Source organism: Thalassospira australica (assembly GCF_000763295.1).
Classification (GTDB): Bacteria; Pseudomonadota; Alphaproteobacteria; order Rhodospirillales; family Thalassospiraceae; genus Thalassospira; species Thalassospira australica.
The window spans coordinates 121,940-144,848 of record NZ_JRJE01000005.1; the positions used below are offsets into that span (position 1 = coordinate 121,940).

A 22,909-nucleotide genomic window follows, 5' to 3' on the forward strand; every position below is an offset into this window, starting at 1 on the left:
ACGCGACGCTGGTTATGACAATGGATTGTCAATCGATCTCATGACCGGTATAGCTTTATCCATTGAGACAAATTTGAGAAATCAGGGCTTGGGCGAGACTCTGATCGGTGAATAAAAGGCCTTTGACCAACGAACGGAAACAGTTCGGCACGGTGATCGGCCCAAGGAGAGAGGCCAAATGGAACGGGAATCCATGGAATTTGACGTGGTCGTTGTTGGCGCCGGTGTATCCGGATTGTCCGCGGCCATCAAGCTGATGCAACTCGCCCAGGAACAGGAAAAAGAGATCACCGTCTGTGTGGTCGAAAAAGGCTCTGAAGTCGGCGCACATACCCTGTCGGGTGCGGTGATGGAGCCACGCTCCATGAACGAGCTTTTCCCGGACTGGAAAGAACGCGGCGCCCCCTTGAACGTGCCCGCAGGCGAAGACCAGTTCATGATGCTAAGCGAAACCGGTGCGAAAAAGCTCCCGACCCCGCCGCAGATGCACAACAAGGGCAACTATATTGTCAGTCTTGGCAATGTCTGCCGCTGGCTTGGTGAGCAGGCCGAGGCGCTAGGGGTTGAGGTATATCCCGGCTTTGCCGCCGCCGAGGTCCTGTTTAACGACGACGGATCGGTCAAGGGCATTGCCACCGGTGACATGGGCTTGACCCGTGATGGCACGCCGGGCCCGAACCACGAACCGGGCATGGAACTGCATGCCAAATACACCTTCTTTGCCGAAGGGTGCCGTGGCTCGCTGTCCGAACAGCTCATCAAGAAATTTGATCTGCGCAAGAATTCCGATCCGCAGACCTATGGCATCGGCATCAAGGAACTTTGGGAAGTCGATCCCGAAGTCCATAAAGAAGGCCTAATCCAGCACACCATTGGCTGGCCGCTGACCAAGGACACCTATGGCGGGTCGTTCCTGTATCATCTTGATAACAATCAGGTGGTTGTCGGTTTTGTCATCGGGCTTGATTACGAAAACCCGCACCTTAGCCCGTTTGATGAATTCCAGCGCTTCAAAACCCATCCGAAAGTCCGCAAGATTTTCGAAAACGGTCGTCGTATTTCCTATGGTGCACGTGCGCTGAACGAAGGTGGTTTTCAGTCGATCCCCGACCTTGTGTTCCCGGGCGGCTGCCTGATCGGATGTTCGGCCGGCTTTATGAACGTGCCCAAGATCAAGGGATCGCACACCGCGATGAAGACCGGCATGCTGGCAGCTGAGGCAGCATTCGAAGCCCTGACCAAGGATGAAGTCCCGGCACAGATGGACAGCTATCCGCAGCGCCTGAAAGACAGTTGGGTCTATCCGGAACTGCACAAGGTGCGCAACATCCGCCCAAGCTTTGCCAAATGGGGCTTCTGGGGTGGCATGGCCTATAGTGCGGTTGATACATATCTGTTTGGTGGCAAGGCACCGTGGACATTTAAAAACCACGAAGACCATTCCTGCCTTAAACCGGCGTCCGAAATGCCCAAGATCGACTATCCGAAACCGGATGGCGTGATCAGCTTCGACAAATTGTCTTCGGTCTTCCTGTCAAACACCAACCATGGCGAGGATCAGCCGATCCACCTGACGCTCAAGGATGACAGTGTCCCGGTTAACACAAACCTTGCGGTCTATGACGGACCCGAAGCACGGTTCTGCCCGGCCGGGGTATATGAATTTGTTGAGGACGAGGAAACCGGCAACAGCCGACTGCAGATCAATGCCCAGAACTGCGTGCATTGCAAAACCTGCGACATCAAGGACCCGACACAAAACATCGTCTGGGTCGTGCCCGAAGGCGGCGGTGGGCCAAACTACCCGAACATGTAAGATTTTCAGCTTTCCTCAGACAAAAGGTCCGCAGTTTTCGGGCCTTTTTCTTTTGGTCTGATGATTGGCAAAGCCCAACGATCTATGCAAGATTTCTCTTGTTTAAATCTCAGTCTGCGCGTTCAATACCTGCCCTTTTTCAAGCGCTGGCCGGGTTGAAATGAAAATTGCAATCGTGACACTTGATGGCTTTAACGAAATTGACAGTTTCGTCGCCCTGTCCATCCTCAATCGTGCGAAGGCAGACGGTATTCGTGCTGAAATCACGGCACCGGGTGAAACCGTCACATCGATGAATGGCGTTTGCGTTTCAGCGCAAAAACCACTGTCCTTTGCCCAGGATGCCGATGCGGTTCTGCTTGGAAGTGGTATTTATACCCGGGATCATATCGACAATGGCGATATCATGCAGAACTTGTCGCTTGATCCATCCCGCCAACTAATCGGTGCGCAATGCTCGGGCGTTTTGTTCCTGTATCGTCTGGGGCTTCTGCCTGCAACAATCACGACGGATAGCAAAACACGGCCCATGCTGGCACGTACCAACACCGTCATTGAAGACCGGCCATTGGTTGCCCAGGGCAATATCGTCACCAGTGGTGGCTGCCTGTCATCTAGCTATTTGGCGGGCTGGTTCCTTGCCAAAACCGTCGGGATGGAAAAGGCAATGGCCGTTCTTGAAACGGTTGCGCCGGTCGGTCAACGATCACAATTTGGCCGGCAAGCGCGCGAGATCATTGGTAAACAGCTTGATGTTCCGGCCAAACGCCCACTTTATTGCTAGCGCCAACACCCGCTTTCCGCGGGTTTCCGCACTTTGCGGGACATACATGACGATCAACCGCCCCTCTGCGCGACACAGTGTTGCAAATGCTTTGCCTTATAATTGCCGACTGAGTAGGCTAAAGCCGAAATTCACTATGGTGTTGCCGGGTCGTTGGCACCACCGAACCCGAATTGCGGACGTAGGACAAGCCTTTGAAACGTAAACTGTTACAACTCCTCATCCCGATGACGGCCATTGCACTTTCCGCCTGTGGCACGATGCCGCAAGGCACAAAGGATGCAGTCTTCGAATATCCGCAATCCAACGGGTTTTCCGGTAATTTCCTTGCAGGCAAGGCAGCACAGCTCGAAAGCCAGTCGGACTATGCCGCACAGTATCTTTTGCGCGCCCATCAGCTTGATCCCGACAATGCCGAATTGCGACGGCGCGCGTTTCTTGCGCTGATCAGTGCCGGACGCATCAGTGATGCCGTCGATATCGCCAAGGAACTTCAATCCGAAAATGAAGAAGACCTGTTTGCTGCCCTGACGGTCATGGATGATGCCATTCGCCACGGCCGCTATCAGGATGCACTTGATGTCGTCGCAAAACTGCCCGAACGGGGTATTAACGCCCTGATTTCGCCGCTGGCAAAGGCCTGGCTTTATGCCGGTCTGGATTTGCGTTCACAGGCCATGACCGCCCTTGATGGTATGCAGGGAAATGGGGCGCTTAACCCGCTTTCGGAATATCACCGTGGCTTGATCCTGGCCTATTTTGAAGACTTCGAAGGTGCGGAACGTGCCTTGGCCAGCGCCTATGGCGACCCGGCCGATGCCCCCTTGCGCGCAGCAGAGGCACTTGGCGCCGTCTATGAACGCAAAGGGCAGGTTCAAAAAGCAGCCCTTCTTTATGCAAGCTATATGGACCGGCATCCACAGTCGCTTGCCATGCCCTTCCATCTTGATCGACTGGAACGCGGTGAACCGCCATTGGCAACCATGTTGACCCCGGCAGAGGGGCTGGCAGAAGCGTATCTGGATATCGCCACCCTGCTTAGTCAGGAAAATGCAGTTGATCCGGCCTTGTTGATGGCGCGTTATTCCATGTCTCTGCGCCCGGAAGATGACATTACCCGCCTTCTGGTCGGTGAAGTCATGGAAATCCAGAATCGCTTTGAAACTGCGATCGAGGTTTATGGTTCGATCCCGGCGTCCTCACCTCACAGTTGGAATGCGCGTCTGCGCAGTGCCACAAGCCTTGAACAGATTGGCCGTGCAGACGATGCGATTGATATCCTCAAAGGCATGGTGAATGAGCGCACAGACCGCCCGGATGCCCTGATCCAGCTTGGTGATGTTCTGCGCATTCAGCAGGATTATACCCCTGCGGCCGATGCCTATGACAAGGCGATTGAACGCCTTGGCGGCAAAACACAGGTCGGGTGGCGGCTGCTCTATCGTCGTGGCATCGCACACGAACGTGCCGGCGAGTGGAACAAGGCCGAAGCTGATTTTCTTCAGGCGCTCGAAATCGAACCGGAACAGCCCTATGTCCTCAATTACCTTGGCTATAGCTGGGTGGATATGGGCATGAATTTCGATCAGGCCGAAGACATGCTCAAACGCGCCGTCGAATTGCAGCCGGATGACGGCTATATCGTCGATAGTCTTGGTTGGGTTTACTATAAACTTGGCCGGTTCGATGATGCGGTTGAGCAGCTTGAAAAAGCGGTCGAACTGAAACCTGATGACCCGACAATCAACGACCACCTTGGTGATGCCTATTGGCAGATCGGGCGCTATCACGAAGCCCGTTTCCAGTGGCATCGCGCCCTGTCGTTTAATCCAACCGAAGAACTGCGCACGACCGTAGAGGCCAAAATCAATGGTCAGGTACCAAGCACAGCCCCGATTGTCGTGAACTGACACCCTTGGGAAGAAACACCATGTCTGCGATCTATCGCCAGCAGGCCCCGGCCAAGATCAACCTGTTCTTGCATGTCACCGGCAAACGCGATGACGGTTATCACGAACTTGAAAGCCTTGTCTGCTTTGCAGGCGTTGGCGACGTGCTGAGCGGCGAAATCCGCGATGATGGCAAAATCACGCTTGCGATCACCGGGCCGATGGCCGCAGGGCTTGCGCTTGATGATACGGACAACAACCTTGTCATGCGCGCCGCCCGCCTTTTACAGAACGAAAGCACCACAAATCTCGGCGCGGATCTGATTTTGGACAAACGGCTGCCGATTGCTTCGGGCATTGGTGGCGGGTCTGCGGATGCGGCCGCTGCGATCCGGTTGCTCTGCGAGATGTGGCAACTTGAGCTTGATGACAAGACAGTTTTGCGCATCGCGCTATCGCTTGGCGCTGATGTGCCGGTGTGTCTGCATGGCAAGACTTGCCTGATGTCAGGGATTGGCGAAGAAATCACAGAACTGCCTGATCTTCCCCCTATTCCCATGGTGCTGATCAATCCCGGCAAGGCGGTTTCAACGCCCGAGATTTTCAAAGCCCGTGACACAGAAGGCTTCAGCGCATCTGGCCAGTGGCAAACCGATCGTGTGTTTGAAAGTGGTGCGTCCCTTGCCGATGCCCTTTCCGATTGCGGGAACGACCTGACATTGCCTGCCAGCGGCATTCTTCCGGAAATTTGCGATGTGCTCAACGCCCTTGCCCGCGAAGAGGGGTGCTTGCTTGCCAGAATGTCGGGCAGCGGGGCAACCTGTTTTGGCATTTACGACACCACAGAGCAGGCTGAGCGCGCGGCAAACGCCATTGCCGAACACAGTACTGACTGGTGGGTCACCGCAACAAAAATCCAAAGTCAGCGGGCCCGCGAACAAGCTAATATCGGCGCATCTTTCCCCGACCTGTGAATTGAATAAAAAACCTTCAAATAGAGGGTTGCACTCTTGTCACGGGGGCGCTATTTTCCGCGCCACGCACGCTGATGGGGCGTGGCCAAGTGGTAAGGCATCGGTTTTTGGTATCGTGTATCGTAGGTTCGAATCCTACCGCCCCAGCCAAGACAAACCGCTTTGAGGTTTTCCTCAAAGCGGTTTTCTTTTTGGCCCGGTTTTCCGTGCGAAATATCAGCAGGTAAACAGGCAAAACATTGCGACTGGCAGCATCGGTTTTTTAGCACCGCCGTCAGGTCACCTGTTCGTCAAACAAGCGCCCCAACACGTTTCGCAGCCCTCACCTCCGAGCCTGTTCTGTTTAGTTTGAAGCGCGATCAGAACGACAAACGACCGAGCATTTCGGCCCGATACAAAATCGATCCAAAACACCCAGAATTTAAAATCCGGAAATTAAAGGTCAGAAATTATCCTGATTGCTCATGCGAATGGTATCTTGTCCTGCTTGCTTTGACTCGTGCATTGCGACATTTGCCCGCCCGATCAGATCGGGAAGTTTATCGCCCTGCTCGGCAATGCCAAGCCCGACACTTAGTGCCAGACGCAGATCACTATCGCCCGCATGGAAATCGGCTCCGCGCACACGGTCGGTCAATCGCTGCAGATAATTCAATGCACCAGCGGCACCGGTTTCGGGCATCAGGACTAGAAATTCCTTATCCCCCCAACGGGCGATAACATCGGTTTCACGCATGATTTCCGATGCCACCTTGGCAAACAGTTTCAATGCAGCATCACCCGCGTCATAACCAAAGTTGTCATTGAGCATCTTGAGATTGTCAAAATCCACCAGACCGATAACAACCGGACCATCGTAACGATTGGATCGCTCCAACTCGCGGCGCAGCAGTTGCTCCATGTAACCGCGATTGTAAAGGCCGGTCACGGGATCGGTCGTCGCCAGGCGCAGAAGTTCGCGGTGATCACGAATATGTGCAAGCGCCTGACCAAGCGAATCAGCAAAAAGCCGCAGCAGTTCCTTGTTATGCGTGCTAAACGCTGCCACGGGTGCCGGGCTTGCAAATGCCAAGGTTCCCACACATTCTCCATCTACCTGAACCGGCGCGCCAAGATAGGCAGCAAAACCCAGTTTCTCGGCTGCGCCATCCGGCCCAAGGTCGCTGTCATCAATATCATGGATGCCAATAACGTCGTTTGCCGAGATCACGTGACGGCAAAAGGTTTCCTCAAGGGAAAAGTTCATTCCCGCTGTAAGCACGTTTTCGGGATGAAACACCTGACGAATTTCATAATTCTCGGCACTGATCGCACTGAAAATCCCGACCGGCAGTCCAAACTGCTCGATCCCCAGCTTTAAAATCGCTTCAACACGAAGCTCGAAGCTTTTTAAAAGATCAAGCTGGAGGGCAGTCTCAAACGCGATCGTCATAATGTTTCTCGTTTCCCGATATGTGGAACACTCATCCCCTTTCCACCATTGGGCAGCTTGGGACGGTCACACAAATTTATGGTGGTGCAAAACAATATTCCAGAAGTGCAATACGTGAATATTAAACGCATCACATACAAAGGCATAGTGCAATAATATCAAGAAGAAGCCGAATTTTGCACCACCTGTTCAGCCCCCTTTAACCCACTCCACGACCACGCTGCAACATGGACAAAAAGAAACGGCACCGGCCTCTGATCAGACAGATGCCTTAAGCTGAGCCCGCGCGCGTGACTTCTTCTTCTGTGACATCATCGGTTGCACGCACCAGCTCATCACACATCACCGGCATCTGCCGCCTTGCATCGCCCGGCACAAGGCACGGACCTGATCCGCATCGACAGCAACACGGTCAGGATCGTCAGATACCCCATGATTGGCCATCTTGCACGATGCATGCAATTCCGCCGCACCTGTGACCTCAAGAATCTTTCCAGCGTTTTCAGAGGTCACACCGGCACCCGGCAATATTCCGATGCGCTGTTTTGCACGGGCAATCAGGTCGGCAGTTTTCCGGGCACCGCACAGCGCATTTTGCGCACCGCCACTGGTCAGGATACGGTCAAACCCAAGATCAATAGCCTGCTCAAGTGCAATGAACTGATCGGGCACCGCATCAAACACCCGGTGCAAGGTTGTCTGCAACCCGCAACTTGCGGCAAGGAGCCCCCGCATTGCGTTGACATCCAGTCCCCCGGCCTTGTCAGCAACGCCAAAAACCACGCCTGCGGCACCATGATCACGTGCAATTGCGATCTCGCGCTTCATGATTTCAAGTTCACTTTGACTATACTGGAAATCCCCGGGTCGTGGGCGGACCATCACCATGCAGGGGGCATTGATATCACGCATGCGCGCCAGCGCCCCCGGACTGGGGGTCAATCCGCCAAGTGCCAGCGCCGAACAATATTCAATCCGCCCGGCCCCTGCCGCAACCGCACGAACCGCATCGTCAAAACTTTCGACACAGACTTCAAGCAAAGGTCCCGCCATATTAATGCATCCGCCCAAGCAACTTTTGCGATGCCATCTGATGCAACATCGCCGCGCCGCGCAACCCGCCATCCCGGGCATGCGCCCCGGGAATCACAAGCGGCGCATCATACCGCCCCAGGGCACGGTCACGCACCAACGCATCAATTTGGGCAATCAGCAAACCTTCGGATGCGATTCCACCCCCGACAGGGATACAATCGGGATCAAGCACATTGACCATCAGGGCAAGCTCACGGGCGACCAGTTCGCTGTAAATATCAATCGACCGTTTTGCCAATGCATCACCTGCCCGCCAGGCATCGGTGACATCAAAGCTTGTGACGCGATTGCCGCTGATCTGTGCATGGATATGCTCAAGCCCGCGTGCCCCGCCCCAGGCATCAAGACAACCGGTCAATCCGCAGCCACAGGGCACCGGTGCCAATCCGTTTCGGATCAGGGTGCCGGTGACATCGTTGCCATGTCCCCACTCACCACGAATACCGCTGCACCCGCCCGGGAACTGGCCATCATAAACAATCCCGCCACCAACACCGGTGCCCAGAATAATGGCAAAAACGGTTCGCACCCCCTTGGCCGCGCCGCTTATTGCTTCGGCCAAAGCAAAGCAATCGGCATCATTTTCAACCAGAACCCTGCGTCCCAGAATGGCTGAAAGTTCAGCACCTAATTTCCATCCCTTGATGGCCGGAACATTGGCGGTGATGATCGCACCGGTTTGCGGATCAAGCCCACCGGCAAAACTGATCCCGATATCAGGACGTTCACCAAATTCGCTGTCGGCATCAGAAACAGCATCGGAAAGAGCCGCAATAAATGCATCGCGGTTGTCACGTGGCGTCGGTGACTTGCTATGAAGCAGGATATCCCCCGCATCACTAAACACCCCGAATTCGATCTTCGAGCCACCTATATCAAATGCATATTGCATGCTTCCCCCATCATCCAGATTGATATGGGGATACAACAGGAAGCATGCCCCAGCAAAAAGAAACGGCGCCTGTCCCGTAAACAAGCGCCGTTTTTCAAACCTTCAAAATCGCCGTGGGCCTAAAGCATGTTGCCTTTAATCGGTCAACCACGCAGACGCATTGTCAGTTCATCATATGTGGGCATTTGGTCAACCGGACCAAGTGCAGTGATCGTCGGCTTACCATCCAGCAAGGCCTTGCCGGAACGGCGCACGCTTTCAAGGTCAACCGCATCGATCTTGGCGACGATTTCTTCCATGGTTTGTGGCTTGCCAAAAATCTGGATTTGGCGGGCAAGGGTTTCACAGCGACCGGAATTGCTTTCCATCGCCATTACAACAGATGCCTTAAGCTGAGCCCGCGCACGCGTAACTTCTTCTTCTGTCACATCCTCGGTTGCACGCACCAGTTCATCACACATCACCGGCATCAATTCGCCAATGTCATTGGCCCCGGTTCCGGCATAGATCGAAAACAGGCCGCCATCAACGAAATGCGACGAGAAACTATAGACCGAATACACCAAGCCGCGTTTTTCACGAATTTCCTGGAACAGGCGCGATGACATCCCGCCCCCAAGAAGTGTGTTAAACACCTGCAGGTCATAAAAACTGTCATCGGTGTAAGAAACGGTCGGAAGACCGAAGATGACATGGACCTGTTCAAGTTTGCGGTTCTCGATCCGGCTGCCGCCCTGGTATTTCAGCGGCTCAATCGGATGTTCTTCATGGGCTGGCAGGCTGTCGAACTTTTCGGCCACCATATCGACGACGCGATTATGTTCGACCTTGCCCGATGCGGAAAACACCATGTTTTTCGGGCTGTAACGCCGCGACATGAAATCAAACAGGTCATCGCGGCTCAGCGACGATACATTTTCCGGACTTCCAAGAATCGAACGCCCCAATGCCTGATCTGGCAGGGCGGTTTCCTGAAAGTAATCGAAAATGATGTCGTCTGGCGTATCGTTGGCTTGACCGATTTCCTGCAAAATCACCTGACGTTCGCGTTCAAGTTCTTTGGCATCCAGCGTCGAATGCTGCAGGATGTCGGCAATCACATCGATGGCAAGTTCCTGATCTTCATGCAGAACTTTGCAATAATAGGCCGTGTTTTCACGCGACGTATAGGCATTCATCTGTCCGCCGACAGCTTCGATTTCCTCGGAAATCTGCAACGCGGAACGACGTCGCGTGCCCTTGAACGCCATGTGTTCAAGCATGTGGGATATGCCATTGATGTCGGGTGTTTCGTTACGGGCACCAACATCAACCCATGTTCCCAAGGCCACCGACTGCACATGATCAAGGCGGTCGGTTGCGACAATCATTCCATTGTCAAGCCGGGTAAGCTCGACTGTCATATAGCATTACTCCTGTTTATCACGTCAGTCCTTGGGGCTGCCATCAGGCCGCACGCCGATTCTTACGGACATGCGCCATCAATGCGGCCACATCGTTGGACATGGGTTCAACCTTTTCAGGTCGGTCATATAGATCAGAAAGACGCGGCGGCAAGTCGGGATAGATGCCCGAAGCCTGCTTGACCGCATCGGGGAACTTCGCCGGATGTGCAGTTGCCAGTGCCACCATCGGCACCGATGTATCACGATTGCATTCCCGGCCTGACACGATGCCGATCACGGAATGCGGATCGACCAGTTCGCCACTGGTTTCAAGGATATCCTTGATCGCGGCCTTGGTCGCGTCATCATCAAGACGATACCCATCGAAATGTTCGCGTGCACGGGCAAACTGGCCCTGCGACATTTCCATCACCCCGGTTTCACGGAACTTGGTCAGCATTTCAGCAATCGCCAGACCATCACGGTCATAAAGATCAAACATCAAACGTTCAAAGTTCGAGCTGACCTGAATATCCATCGACGGGCTAAGCGACGGTTCAACGCCTTCCATTTTCATCACGCCACTTTCAAAGAAGCGGGCAAGAATATCATTGCGGTTGGCACCAACCACGAATTGCTTGATCGGAAGGCCCATCTGCATCGCGGCATAACCGGCATAAACATTGCCAAAGTTGCCCGACGGCACCGAAAAGGAAATCTCGCGTTCCGGCGACCCAAGCTGCGCCCCTGCCCAGAAATAGTAGGCAATCTGGCACATGATGCGCGCCCAGTTGATCGAATTCACCGCCGACAATCCGACTTCATCGCGGAAGCCGTGATCGTTAAACAGTGCCTTGACCAGATCCTGGCAATCATCAAACGATCCTTCGACGGCAACATTATGCACGTTGTCAGACAGAATGGTCGTCATCTGGCGGCGCTGGACTTCGGACACGCGGCCTTTGGGATGCAGGATGAAAATATCAATATTCTCGCGATCCCGGCAGGCCTCGATCGCAGCCGATCCGGTATCACCCGACGTCGCACCAACGATGGTAATGCGTTCGCCGCGTTTGGCCAGAACATGGTCAAACAAACGCCCTACCACCTGCAGCGCGTAATCCTTGAACGCAAGCGTCGGGCCGTGGAACAGTTCCATCACCCAGTCATTCGCACCAAGCTGTTTAAGCGGTGCGACGGCTTTGTGATCAAACCCGTTGTAGGTATCTTCAAGAATGGCTTTCAGGGCATCATCATCGACCGTTCCGGCAACGAACGGCTGGATGACCTTAAAGGCAACTTCGGCGTATGTCAGAGTTCGCAGCGCACGAATGTCGTCCTTGGAAAAGGTCGGCCACGTTTCAGGGACATAAAGCCCCCCGTCACGGGCCAAACCGGCAAGAAGAACTTCATCGAACTGCAAAACGGGGGCGCTTCCCCGCGTGCTGACATAGCGCACTAGACCTGCTCCTGCATATGGCGAATACCAATAACGTGCCTTGATGCCAACACCACCAAAAGACACGCCAACGCCTGATTTAGTGAGGGTTCAGGGGCATATAGTCAAGGGCCAATCAAACAGGGCAACCGTGCATCAGACACAAACCATGAATTTGCCACATGCGCTGGACGCAACAGGCGTGAAACATCCCGATCAGTCATCAAGCGGAATGTCATGTTCCTTGAGCTTCGCCTCGGCAATTGCCGCACGACGCACGACGGATCGATAGTTCCCCAAAAGGATTCGCAGGATCGCGCGAATGAACCGGTCCGACGCTGCCATTTTCTTTTCAAAGGTCTGCCGACTGATCGCGATCAGAACCGTACGTTCTGTCGCTCGTGCCGATGCCATGCGCGGCTGATTATCCACAAGGGCAAGTTCACCAAACAGGCCACCGGCATCAACCGTGCCCAGAACAACTTCCTTTTCGTCATTCAGGGTCTTATAGATTTCGACCTTGCCTTCCTGCACAACATAGGCAGAGTTCCCCGGTTTTCCTTCCCGGAAAATGATCTGATCGGTGGCAAAGACCTGACGGTCCATCACCTTCTTGTTGCCGTTAGTTATGCCCATATGAGTATAGCGCCCATAAACATTAGAACGGATCGCATCAAAGCCAAGTAGCTGTCAGGCAAGATAAACCTCGCAAACAATGCTAGGCTCAGGACCTATTAATTTGGTCTGAGCCTAACAGATTACCGATCGCAATCAATTGGTTTCACAGCCCGTATCTGTTCATAAGATGGGTCTTGAAGGCGTCAACGCCAAGGGCATTTCCTGTCGCCTGCTCAAGTATTTCATCGGTCGAACGGCTGGAAGCCTGACTATGTATATTAGTGCCAAGCCAGCTCATTAAAGGGGCAAAATCACCCCGCGACAATGCATGTGGAATATCCGGGTTGGCATCTTTGGCAGCGGCGAAAATCTGTGCAGCAGCCATCGCCCCCAATGTATAGGTCGGGAAGTATCCCCACGCCCCTGACGGCCAATGAATGTCCTGCAGGCACCCATTGCGGTCATCTTCGGGCACAATCCCCAAAAGCTTTTGCATCAGTTCATTCCAGGCCGCCGGAAGATCGGAAAGCTTCATGTCGCCTTCAATCAGGGCACGCTCCAGCCGGTAGCGTAAAATTACATGCGCCGGATAGGTCACCTCGTCGGCGTCAACACGGATCAACCCCGGCTCAACGCGGGTGTAAAGCCGGTGCAGGTTTTTCGCATCCCACGCCGCACTGTCGCCGCCAAAGGCCTTTTCAAACACCGGGCCCACATAGGTCAGAAAATCTTCCGACCGGCAGGCCTGCATTTCCACCAACAACGACTGGCTTTCATGCATGGTCATGCCACGTGCCGTTCCGACTGGCTGATTGCGCCAATCCTGCGGCAAGCCGCGTTCATACATGGCATGGCCCGTCTCATGGAGAACCCCCATGATCGCCGAGGTAAAATCATCCTCGTCATATCGGGTCGTCAGGCGTACGTCTTCGGGAATGCCACCGCAGAACGGATGATGGGAAATGTCCAGACGTCCGTGGTTGAAATCAAACCCGACCGCCTTCATAAGGTCCAGACCAACCTTGTTCTGAACATCAATCGGGAAAGGTCCAACCGGCTTGACCGGCGTGACCTCGGCCTTTTGACGTTCGATGACGTCCGCCGTGAAATCAGGCAAGAAATTCTCAAGTTCGGCAAACAGGGTATCAATGCGATCAGACCGCATCATCGGATCATATTGATCAAGAAGCGCATCATAGACCGATGTGCCAAGTGCCTCGGCCTTGGCTTTGCCTGCCTCTATCGACAGATCAAGAACTTCCTGCAATTTCGGCAAGAACCCCTTGAAGTCATTGTCCGCACGCGCAGAACGCCATGCCACTTCGCAGCTTGTTTCTGCACGTGACATTTTCTCAACCAGATCAGCCGGGACGGCCGTACCGTGAACCCATTCGCGCTTCATCTCGCCCAGATTGGCTTTTTGCCAGGGATCAAGGCTTTCCCCTTCGGCGGAGGCAAGCAAATCACCCATGTCGGGCGCATTGATTAACTCGTTGCCCAAAACGCTAAGTGTCGCCAACTGTTCAGACCGCGCATTGGCACCGCCGTCTGGCATGATGGCGGCCATGTCCCAATGCAACATCCCACCAATGCCTGACAAAACATTCATGCGATGGAAACGGGCTTCGAGCGTTTTATAGGCTTTCGTCATCGGGGCTCCTGCGCGGGTGGGCTGGTTGCCACCCGCATTGCGTCGTTCAAATGGTATTGGAAAGGTCTGGTGAAGCCGTGTTCAGCTGTCTGTGCGATCTGATTTATCACCAGTCGGGCGACGGTGATACAAGACAAAAATCACAATCAGCGTAAGCGCAAGGCTGTACCAGGTGATGGCATATTCAAGGTGGCTGTTGGGCAGTTCAACCTTCGCCTGACCGCCAATCGGCATCCCGCCCGGAACCGGCGTGTCATCAAGCTCAAGATAATAACGGCTGGCAAGCTCGGCACCTGTGTCTTCTGCCATATGATCAACATCGACATAAAACCACTGATTCCTGAGCGCATCATTATCGGGCTGTGCCCAATGTTTTTCCTTGGGCAAGCGCAACACGCCCGTGACACGTACCGACCCCTCAATCAGGCTTTCCGGTCGCGTTGCCGGATCACGGTAATCTTTGGGCACCCAACCCCGATTGACCAGAATGATCCGCCCGTCTTCCTGTTCAAGCGGCGTGATCAACTGGAACCCGACATTGCCGCGGCGCGTCCGCGCCATCAGGTATTTTTCCTGATCGTTCAGGTAATGCCCTTCGGCATAGGCCGAACGAAACGCCATGTCCGGATCAAGGACCGTATCGGTTGGCACAGCAATCGGCGCCATTTCTGCTTGCGCCTGACGGCTTTCAATCAGGTCCTGTTTCCAAAGCAGCCGGTCCACCTGCCAGGAACCAAGCCCCAGAAGGATAATCAGGGACAAGCCGACGCTGATTTTCATCGCCGTGCTGGGACGCGTTGTAAGAAGAGTCATAAATTGAAATCAGTCCTGTTCGGAAGTCGATCGATGGCGATATTGCAAAGCCACCATGAGACCTTTTAGCGGCCTGAGCAAGATCAGTGTCACGCCAATGATCACCGGCGCCCACACCACCGCATGCACCCATAATGGCGGCATATAGGTCATCTCGACCCAGAGTGCCATAGGAACCACCAAAAAGCCGAGAATAAAGATAATGAAAACAGCCGGGCCATCGCCGGCATCGTGACCGCGCAAATCCAACCCGCACACATCACAGGTTTCGCGAACCGTCAAATAGCCTGAAAACAACTTTCCCCCACCGCAGCGGGGGCATTTGCATGCCAGCCCGGTGCGTATGGGGGAAATGTTTGGATAATAATCATCCATGACGTTTGACCCGACAAAACGGGTCGGAGCGGCTTATTCGCCGCCCCAGATGTAAACGGCAAAGAACAGGAACAGCCAGACAACGTCAACGAAGTGCCAATACCAGGCCGCAGCTTCAAGACCGAAATGGTGATCCTGTTTAAAGCCATCCTTCATTGCGCGCACAAGGCAAACTGCCAGGAACACCGTTCCGACAAACACGTGGAAACCGTGGAAACCGGTCGCCATGTAGAAGGTCGAGGAATAGATGTTATCTGCAAAGCCGAATGCGGCGTGGCTGTATTCATATGCCTGCAGGAACAAGAAGATGATGCCAAGACCAACGGTCAGCGCCAGCCCCTGTACCAGATCCTTTTTCTTGCCTTCAAGGATGCCATGGTGCGCCCAGGTAAGGGTACAGCCCGACAGCAGCAGGATCAGGGTATTGAGGAACGGCAAATCCCACGGATCAAGAACTTCGACACCTGCTGGCGGCCATTCGGTCACGCCCGGGCTAAAGATCACAAACGCATTGTGGAAGAACGCCCAGAAGAAGGCGACAAAGAACATCACCTCGGATGCGATGAACAGCGACATGCCATAACGCAGGCCGATCTGAACGACCTTGTTATGATAGATGCGTGATTCGCTGATCACGTTGCTCCACCAACGGAACATCACAAACAGGATGCCTGCAAGCCCGATCGCCGCCAACCAGAAATCCGTCGGTGCACGATCCGAATGCATGAACATGACCATGCCACCGGTAAACAGACCTGCTGCTGTGGCTGCTACCAGCGGCCACGGGCTCGGGTCCACCAGGTGGAACGGATGTTTCTGAGCATGATCACTCATTCCTTGTCCCCCTCAATCCTTACAAAAGAAACTCAAGTTCGCTTTGTTAAACAGAGACACCAGACCGCAAAACTGCGGCCTGTCAGCCTCCTTGATCTTCGTTCCTGCCTGCTGCTTCTACCGATGCCTCGGATTTGAAGAAGGTATAAGACAGGGTAATGGTCTTCACGTCCTGCGTATTGATGTCTTCGGCAATCGCAGGATCAACATAGAAACTGACCGGCATGTCAACGCGCTGCCCTGGTTCAAGGGTTTGCTCATCAAAACAGAAGCACGCGATCTTGCTGAAATACTGTCCAGCTTTAAGTGGTGTCACATTGTAAACAGCCTGTCCGGTAATCGGTTTCACAGACATGTTTTCAGCCATGTAATAGGCCAGATTGTCTTCGCCAAGACGCACTGTGATTTCACGTTGTTCGGGTTTGAACTGCCAAGGCAGACCGGAATTGATATCCGCATTGAAACGGACCTTGATGGTTTTTTCCGAAACCTCGACCCCGGTATCCTTGCCAACCTGTGGCGTGCCGCCAAACCCGGTTACCTGACAAAACAGTTCATAAAGCGGTACAGACGCATAGGACAGGCCGATCATGCCGCCAACGACAGCAACACAACTCAGCATCACGCGTTTATTGCGCTTCTTTACTGTATCTGTGTGTTGTTGATCAGCCATGGTTTCCTAGCTCATCTTCAAAATGGTTATGGCAAAGAACAGCACAATCAGGCTGGTTAAAATCACCAGAAACGCCCAATTTTTCTTTTTACGCTTGGCGTAAAAGGCTTCGAGTTCTGCTTTGCTCATTTTGGAGTGCTCTGTCATACGATGAACCCGCCAAGCCAGACATCTGCAACCATCGCCCCGAACAGGACAAACAGATACAGAATGGAATATCCAAACATCTTGTGCGGCGCGCGTTCTTCGACATTGCGCAGCACACGTACCGCATGGCGCAGGAACCAAAGCCCGGTCAGGGCTGCTGTCACGGCATAAAGCGTTCCCAGCAATCCGGTCACAACCGGAACGAAGGTCACCGGCAAAAGCAGGATGGTATAAACCAGCATCTGCTTTTTGGTTGCGACGTCACCGGCAACCACCGGCATCATCGGCACGCCAACCTTGGCATAGTCGCCACACCGAAACAGTGCCAGCGCCCAAAAATGCGGCGGCGTCCACATGAAAATAATCATGAACAGCGCGATTGAATTGATATCAATCCCGCCCGTCACCGACGCCCAGCCGATCATCGGGGGAAAGGCCCCGGCGGCACCGCCAATGACGATATTCTGCGGTGTGCTGCGTTTCAGCCACATGGTGTAGACGAACACATAGAATGCGATCGACACCGCCAGCAAAACAGCAGCAGCAATATTGATGGCAACCGCCATGACGGTTACCGAAACAATCGAGAGCGCTATGCCAAGCGACAAGGCCTCGTCTGCAGGAACGCGCCCGGCCGGAATCGGTCGGTTCTGGGTGCGTTTCATGTGGATATCGATATCCCGATCATACCACATGTTAATTGATGCCGCGGCACCACTGGCAACGGCGATACAGGCGATTGCGACGAGTCCCAAAAACGGGTGAATGGAACCCGGGGCAATCAGCAGACCCACAGCACCGGTGAAAACCACAAGGGTCATCACCCCCGGCTTGAGCAACGCGATATAATCGCGCACCTCTGAAACCGGCAGCGTCGCTGCGTTTTCAAGCGCTAGGGTCTGGTTGGCAACCTGCTTGGTCATTGAACTCTGGTCTTCTCTTTTTGGGGCGGCAAGGCGCCCCTCGCAAGGCAACCTTGCGAGGGGCATAAACCAGGATCACTTACTTGACGCGTGGCAGTTCGTCAAAGGTATGGAACGGCGGCGGTGAGCTGACGGTCCATTCCAGTGTATCTGCACCTTCGCCATACGGGTTTGCTTCGGCCTTCTTGCCACGGATGAAGGCATGCGCCACCACACCAAGGAAGAAGATGGTCGCCGCAAACGAGATGTAGGCACCATAAGACGAAACCATGTTCCACCCGGCAAACGCATCCGGATAATCGGCATAACGACGCGGCATGCCGGCAAGCCCAAGGAAGTGCTGCGGGAAGAAGGTCAGGTTGACGCCAATGAAGAAGAGCCAGAAGTGGATCTTCGCACCGAGATCGGAAATCTCGTAACCCGACATTTTGCTGAACCAGTAATAGAAGCCAGCAAAGATCGAGAAGACAGCGCCAAGTGATAGAACATAGTGGAAGTGTGCCACAACGAAGTAGGTGTCATGCAACGGCAGATCGAGGCCGGAGTTGGCCAGCATCACACCTGTCACACCGCCCACAGTGAACAGGAAGATAAAGCCAATCGCCCAAAGCATCGGTGCGCGCAAGGTGATGGAACCACCCCACATGGTCGCAATCCACGAGAAGATTTTGACCCCGGTTGGCACCGCGATCACCATCGTTGCTGCGGTAAAGTATGCACGGGTATCAACGTCCATGCCCACCGTGTACATGTGGTGCGCCCAAACGATGAAGCCGACAACACCAATTGCAACCATCGCATAGGCCATCCCGAGGTAACCGAAGACCGGCTTGCGCGAGAAGGTCGAAATGATGTGACTGATGATGCCAAAGCCCGGCAGGATCATGATGTAAACTTCCGGATGACCGAAGAACCAGAACAGATGCTGGTACAGGATCGGGTCACCGCCACCGGCCGGATTGAAGAAATCCGTGCCAAAGTTACGGTCGGTCAGAAGCATGGTAATCGCACCACCAAGAACCGGCACAGCAAGCAAAAGCAGGAATGCCGTTACCAGCATTGCCCATGCAAACAGCGGCATCTTGTGCAGGGTCATGCCCGGCGTGCGCATGTTAAAGATGGTCGTAATGAAGTTCACCGCACCAAGGATCGAACTTGCACCGGCAAGGTGAAGCGCAAAGATCGCAAGGTCAACGGACGCATCAGGATGTCCAAGAACCCCTGAAAGCGGCGGATACACCGTCCAGCCAGTCCCAGCACCACTCCCCACAACAGCAGACAGCATCAGCAGGATGAAGGCCGGAACGATCAGCCAGAACGAAATGTTGTTCAAACGCGGGAACGCCATATCAGGCGCGCCAATCATGATCGGAACGAACCAGTTGCCAAACCCGCCAATCATGGCCGGCATAACAACAAAGAACACCATAATCATGCCGTGTGCGGTCACGAGCACGTTAAAGAAGTGCGGGTCATCAATGACCTGGGTTCCCGGCTGAGCCAGTTCCATACGGAACCAGACCGAGAACGCACCACCGATCAAACCGGCGATCACTGAGAAAATTAGATAAAGAGTCCCGATATCCTTGTGGTTGGTCGACAGGAACCAACGGGTAAAGAAGCCGGGGGTATGATCGTGATCATGTGTTTCAGCGTGAGCCATCAATCTCTCCCTCACTCTGCCGATGCCACTGATACCGCAGACGGCAAATCAGCAGATGCGAACTGTTCTTGAGCCTCGGCGACCCAGGCTTCGTATTCTTCCATGGTAACGGCCTTGACCGCGATCGGCATGTAAGCGTGGTTCACACCACACAGTTCCGAACACTGACCATAGAACGTCGTACCGGCATACTCGCCTGGAATGCGGGTCCAGGTTTCGTTCAGTCGGCCCGGAACGGCGTCAAGTTTGATGAACAGCGACGGCATCGCCCAGTTGTGGATCACGTCATCCGAAGTCATGATCAGACGGATGTTCTGATCAACCGGCAGGACAACGGGATTGTCCACATCCAGAAGACGGTTCTTGCCTTCCGCGATGGCGGTTTCCTGATCAATCATCAGCGAATCAAACGTGAAGTTACCGTTATCAGGATACTCATAGGTCCAGTACCACTGTTTGCCGATGATCTTAAGCGTAAGATCGGCATCCTCGACACGGTCTGCAAAATACAGCAGGCGGAAAGAGGGGATCGCGATAACAAGAAGGATCAGCACCGGAACAACCGTCCAAACCACTTCAAGAAGGGTATGGTGCGTTGTTTTCGACGGTACCGGGTTGCGTTTCGCGCTGAAGCGATAAAGCACAAACAGCAGCAAAGCCAAGACGATCACCGTAATGATCACCATCAACCACGTAACAAGATTAAAGAACTTCTGGCCTTCAACAGCCACAGGCGAAACCGGATCCTGCAGCCCAAGCTGCCAGGGTTCAGGTTGACCAACAGCCGCAAGTGCTGCGCCATCAAACCCGGTAATAACCGCCAATCCCAACAGAAGGATGGGAAATAGCTTCTTGATCGACATGCGAATCTGCCCCCTCGCATTACATCTCAAGGCGATATGCCTCAATCGTCTCCACCCCTGACTGACAGTGATCGAGCTGAAAATACGGTCCACTCTCAAGGACCTTATCATGTCTCAACCAAAGATTACCCTGACAAACCAGGCCGGAGCATTTCCTCTGACATATCTTATTCTTAATAAGCCTGCACTCGAAAGTACATTTGTATCGCAGGCAAATAGCGTATCTTCGACACCTGTTCCAGCAAAAACCTCGCTGCGTTGCACAAAAAATGTATTTGATCGCCGCTTGAATTATCGCTGTAGTTTTGAATGAAACCGTTCTAAATACCCACCCTTGGATAGAAAAACCGCCATTCCCCTTCACAGGATTTCATCGCGCCCACAATTGCTGCTTTGCAACATATGCGCAACAGGCCTTTTTATCACTTCAACCAATGGATAAAGGCATTCTCTGGTAAATCCTACGGTTTCCGGTGATCTTCAGATCAACCCGCGGGCAGGAACCGCAGAACATTGCAAAACATCATCAATTTTTCGCAGACTGCCGCACACAGGTAACCGTGGGGCGATTCGCCGGGGTGATTTGGGGTGATTGTCTGCGCACAAACCCAAAAAACGGCACCCGAACCCTTTAATCATGCGGACTTTTCACCAATATCACCGATAGATATTGGGTTTGGAAATATCAGCTTTGCCGATTATTCTATTCTCACGTATGAATACCGGACGTTGGATACAACTTGCCCGAACAGGTAGGTGTCCGATACTAACGGTTAAAAGACAGAGGTTCGCCTATGGCTCGCTCAGGAAGTAAAAGACTTTTCACCGCAGAGATGCGGTTACTCAATAAACTTGAAACCATGAGTGACATGGTCGCATTGCCGACCGAAATGCCGACAGAGCCAAGTGCGTCTGCGGGCGGCCCGGATATTTCCAGCCTTCACACCGCGATTGAGGACCTCAAACTTGAATTGCTGTCTGACATCCGCGTGATGATCGAAGAGCAAAAAAAAGCAAACGCCGTCCCCGATGATGACGAACAGGCCGATGCGCGCAATGAACTACGCCTGGTCAAAAACGAAGTCAGGGCACTGGCCAATTCCATTCAGGAAACCAAAAAGGAAATCGCCGCCCTTTATACCGCGCCCGAAGATGACAGCGGGACGCGTCTTAACATCGTGAAGGGCGAGCTTGATTCTGTTGTTGCCGCGACAGAGGATGCAACAGCAAACATCCTTGAAACCGTCGAGAAGATCGACGCTGTTGCCCACAACATCCGATCCGCCGCCCCTGATGATTACACACAAGGGCTGGCCGATGACATTGTCGAACTGGTCGTGAAAGTATTTGAATCCTGTAACTTCCAGGATTTGACCGGCCAGCGGATCACCAAAGTCGTCAACACCATGAAATATATCGAGGAACGCGTGAACCGCGTGATCGAAATCTGGGGCGAAGATGACTTTGGCGATTTCGACCTGCCGCCAGATCCCAAGGGCCTCGACAATCTGGACAAAACTGTCACCAAGGCGCCGGAGAATGCCAATCGCGTGTCGCAGGATGAAGTTGACCAGATCTTCTCGCAGGAAGAAATCGACGCCCTGTTCGATTGATTTTCGCTCCATCCGAAACGACAAAAGCCTGCCACATCGGCAGGCTTTTTGATTTGGTCAACCGTGTCGATTGTTCTTAAGCGTGACCGGCTTCGCCAGACAGCAACTCCGGCGCAAAGCCAAGTTTGGAGAACGCCTGTTCCCATTTGTCTTCGCAATCGATATCAAACAGAAGATCGGCATCGGCATCGAGATGCAGCCAGCCATTGGCAAGAATTTCGCTTTCCAGCTGCCCACTGCGCCACCCGGCATATCCCAATGCCAGAATGCGGCTTTCCGGACCTTCGCCAAGGGCAATCTGTTCGAGAATATCAACCGTGGCCGTGACCGAAACACCATGATCGACATGCAATGTTGCTTCGTTGGAAAAGTCGGTTGAATGCAAAACAAAGCCACGGCTGCTTTCGACCGGGCCACCAAAATGCACCTGAATATCTTCGATGGTCGGCGCAGGCCGCGCAATACCAAGCTGTTCGAGCAGTTCCGGAAACGTAATGCTGTCGATCAGCCGGTTGATCACCAGCCCCATCGCACCATCCTTGTTGTGCGCGCAGATATAGACCACGCTTTGCGAGAAACGCGGATCGCGCATTCCCGGCATCGCCACAAGCAGCTTACCGCCAAGATAGTCGCCTGTGTCTAAAGCTTCAGCCATATCGGAACTCTCTTTATCCTGTTTCATCAAGCCCAGGGCCAGGACGCATTGATTTGTTTGGGACGGTCAACCGGATTGGTAACTCTGACCCTAGCGCGATTACCCGTTCATTTCCATCAAGAACCCAAAAAGCACGACATTTTATCCCTTGATCAGCCTGCACTCTGTCCCTTTTATGTAGGCATTGCAGCAAACCGGTGCCACCATCCAACGATCCTGAACGTCAAGTCATGCCATATGCCCAATCAAGCGCGCTGATAGGTCGTTCACACAGTCGTGGCTTGATTTGATCTGGTCTTGGGATTACGCCTGCTTTGACCCCAGCCTGCCTGTTTTGTGCCACATATCTGGGCCAATCTGCGCTTTACCGACTTTC

Annotated in this window: 21 protein-coding genes and 1 tRNA gene; 6 read left to right on the forward strand and 16 right to left on the reverse strand. The window is 53.7% G+C overall.

Going from position 1 to position 22,909, the window contains the following annotated elements:
- Positions 1–178 precede the first annotated feature (178 nt).
- The 5 genes from JF44_RS0104790 to JF44_RS0104810 all read left to right on the forward strand — a co-directional run bounded on the left by JF44_RS0104790 (position 179) and on the right by JF44_RS0104810 (position 5,613).
- Complete coding sequence (locus JF44_RS0104790) at positions 179–1,816, forward strand: electron transfer flavoprotein-ubiquinone oxidoreductase (protein WP_033067813.1); 1,638 nt, start codon at positions 179–181, stop codon at positions 1,814–1,816.
- A gap of 160 nt (positions 1,817–1,976) precedes the next feature.
- Positions 1,977–2,600, forward strand: a complete 624-nt coding sequence (locus JF44_RS0104795; protein ID WP_033067814.1) for a DJ-1/PfpI family protein — start codon at positions 1,977–1,979, stop codon at positions 2,598–2,600.
- Positions 2,601–2,794: 194 nt separating this feature from the next.
- Positions 2,795–4,510, forward strand: coding sequence for a tetratricopeptide repeat protein (locus JF44_RS0104800; protein WP_033067815.1), 1,716 nt, complete (start codon positions 2,795–2,797; stop codon positions 4,508–4,510).
- A 20-nt stretch (positions 4,511–4,530) separates the two neighbouring features.
- Positions 4,531–5,463, forward strand: coding sequence for a 4-(cytidine 5'-diphospho)-2-C-methyl-D-erythritol kinase (locus JF44_RS0104805; RefSeq protein WP_033067816.1), 933 nt, complete (start codon positions 4,531–4,533; stop codon positions 5,461–5,463).
- 75 nt (positions 5,464–5,538) lie between these two features.
- Positions 5,539–5,613, forward strand: a tRNA-Gln gene (locus JF44_RS0104810).
- 292 nt (positions 5,614–5,905) lie between these two features.
- Here the strand turns inward: JF44_RS0104810 and JF44_RS0104815 are convergent.
- The 15 genes from JF44_RS0104815 to coxB all read right to left on the reverse strand — a co-directional run bounded on the left by JF44_RS0104815 (position 5,906) and on the right by coxB (position 20,265).
- The gene (locus tag JF44_RS0104815) at positions 5,906–6,895 is read right to left on the reverse strand and encodes a GGDEF domain-containing protein (RefSeq protein WP_052065448.1); all 990 of its coding nucleotides are present in this window, start codon (positions 6,893–6,895) and stop codon (positions 5,906–5,908) included.
- Between the two features lie 342 nt (positions 6,896–7,237).
- Entirely contained in the window at positions 7,238–7,948 is a 711-nt protein-coding gene (locus tag JF44_RS0104820) for a copper homeostasis protein CutC (protein WP_033067817.1), read from the reverse strand.
- A 1-nt stretch (position 7,949) separates the two neighbouring features.
- A complete protein-coding gene (locus JF44_RS0104825; RefSeq protein ID WP_033067943.1) occupies positions 7,950–8,882 on the reverse strand; it encodes an ROK family protein in 933 nt (310 codons plus the stop codon).
- Positions 8,883–9,025: 143 nt separating this feature from the next.
- Positions 9,026–10,285 carry a M16 family metallopeptidase gene (locus JF44_RS0104830; protein WP_033067818.1) on the reverse strand — a complete coding sequence of 420 codons (1,260 nt, stop codon included), beginning with the start codon at positions 10,283–10,285 and terminating at the stop codon, positions 9,026–9,028.
- A gap of 43 nt (positions 10,286–10,328) precedes the next feature.
- Positions 10,329–11,726, reverse strand: a complete 1,398-nt coding sequence (gene thrC, locus JF44_RS0104835; protein WP_033067819.1) for a threonine synthase — start codon at positions 11,724–11,726, stop codon at positions 10,329–10,331.
- A 195-nt stretch (positions 11,727–11,921) separates the two neighbouring features.
- Positions 11,922–12,341 (reverse strand): cyclic nucleotide-binding domain-containing protein, encoded by a 420-nt coding sequence (locus tag JF44_RS0104840; protein ID WP_033067820.1) that lies wholly within the window; start codon positions 12,339–12,341, stop codon positions 11,922–11,924.
- 145 nt (positions 12,342–12,486) lie between these two features.
- Positions 12,487–13,974, reverse strand: a complete 1,488-nt coding sequence (locus tag JF44_RS0104845; RefSeq protein ID WP_033067821.1) for a carboxypeptidase M32 — start codon at positions 13,972–13,974, stop codon at positions 12,487–12,489.
- An 81-nt stretch (positions 13,975–14,055) separates the two neighbouring features.
- Positions 14,056–14,787 (reverse strand): SURF1 family protein, encoded by a 732-nt coding sequence (locus tag JF44_RS0104850; RefSeq protein WP_033067822.1) that lies wholly within the window; start codon positions 14,785–14,787, stop codon positions 14,056–14,058.
- Between the two features lie 9 nt (positions 14,788–14,796).
- Positions 14,797–15,084, reverse strand: coding sequence for a DUF983 domain-containing protein (locus JF44_RS0104855; protein ID WP_337587903.1), 288 nt, complete (start codon positions 15,082–15,084; stop codon positions 14,797–14,799).
- A gap of 111 nt (positions 15,085–15,195) precedes the next feature.
- Complete coding sequence (locus JF44_RS0104860) at positions 15,196–15,996, reverse strand: cytochrome c oxidase subunit 3 (protein WP_033067824.1); 801 nt, start codon at positions 15,994–15,996, stop codon at positions 15,196–15,198.
- A gap of 82 nt (positions 15,997–16,078) precedes the next feature.
- The gene (locus JF44_RS0104865) at positions 16,079–16,669 is read right to left on the reverse strand and encodes a cytochrome c oxidase assembly protein (protein WP_033067825.1); all 591 of its coding nucleotides are present in this window, start codon (positions 16,667–16,669) and stop codon (positions 16,079–16,081) included.
- Between the two features lie 6 nt (positions 16,670–16,675).
- Positions 16,676–16,798, reverse strand: coding sequence for a hypothetical protein (locus JF44_RS20645; RefSeq protein WP_255356190.1), 123 nt, complete (start codon positions 16,796–16,798; stop codon positions 16,676–16,678).
- Positions 16,799–16,812: 14 nt separating this feature from the next.
- Positions 16,813–17,739, reverse strand: a complete 927-nt coding sequence (gene cyoE, locus JF44_RS0104870) for a heme o synthase (RefSeq protein ID WP_033067826.1) — start codon at positions 17,737–17,739, stop codon at positions 16,813–16,815.
- A 79-nt stretch (positions 17,740–17,818) separates the two neighbouring features.
- Positions 17,819–19,402 carry a cytochrome c oxidase subunit I gene (ctaD, locus tag JF44_RS0104875; protein WP_033067827.1) on the reverse strand — a complete coding sequence of 528 codons (1,584 nt, stop codon included), beginning with the start codon at positions 19,400–19,402 and terminating at the stop codon, positions 17,819–17,821.
- A gap of 11 nt (positions 19,403–19,413) precedes the next feature.
- Positions 19,414–20,265: a cytochrome c oxidase subunit II gene (gene coxB / locus JF44_RS0104880; RefSeq protein WP_033067828.1), complete on the reverse strand. Its 852-nt coding sequence runs from the start codon at positions 20,263–20,265 to the stop codon at positions 19,414–19,416.
- 794 nt (positions 20,266–21,059) lie between these two features.
- On the opposite strand from coxB, the gene JF44_RS0104885 reads away from it, so the two are divergent.
- Positions 21,060–21,878 carry a hypothetical protein gene (locus JF44_RS0104885; RefSeq protein WP_238318372.1) on the forward strand — a complete coding sequence of 273 codons (819 nt, stop codon included), beginning with the start codon at positions 21,060–21,062 and terminating at the stop codon, positions 21,876–21,878.
- Between the two features lie 76 nt (positions 21,879–21,954).
- Here JF44_RS0104885 and JF44_RS0104890 read toward each other — a convergent pair whose 3' ends face one another.
- Positions 21,955–22,533 (reverse strand): YqgE/AlgH family protein, encoded by a 579-nt coding sequence (locus tag JF44_RS0104890; RefSeq protein ID WP_033067944.1) that lies wholly within the window; start codon positions 22,531–22,533, stop codon positions 21,955–21,957.
- Positions 22,534–22,909 lie beyond the last annotated feature (376 nt).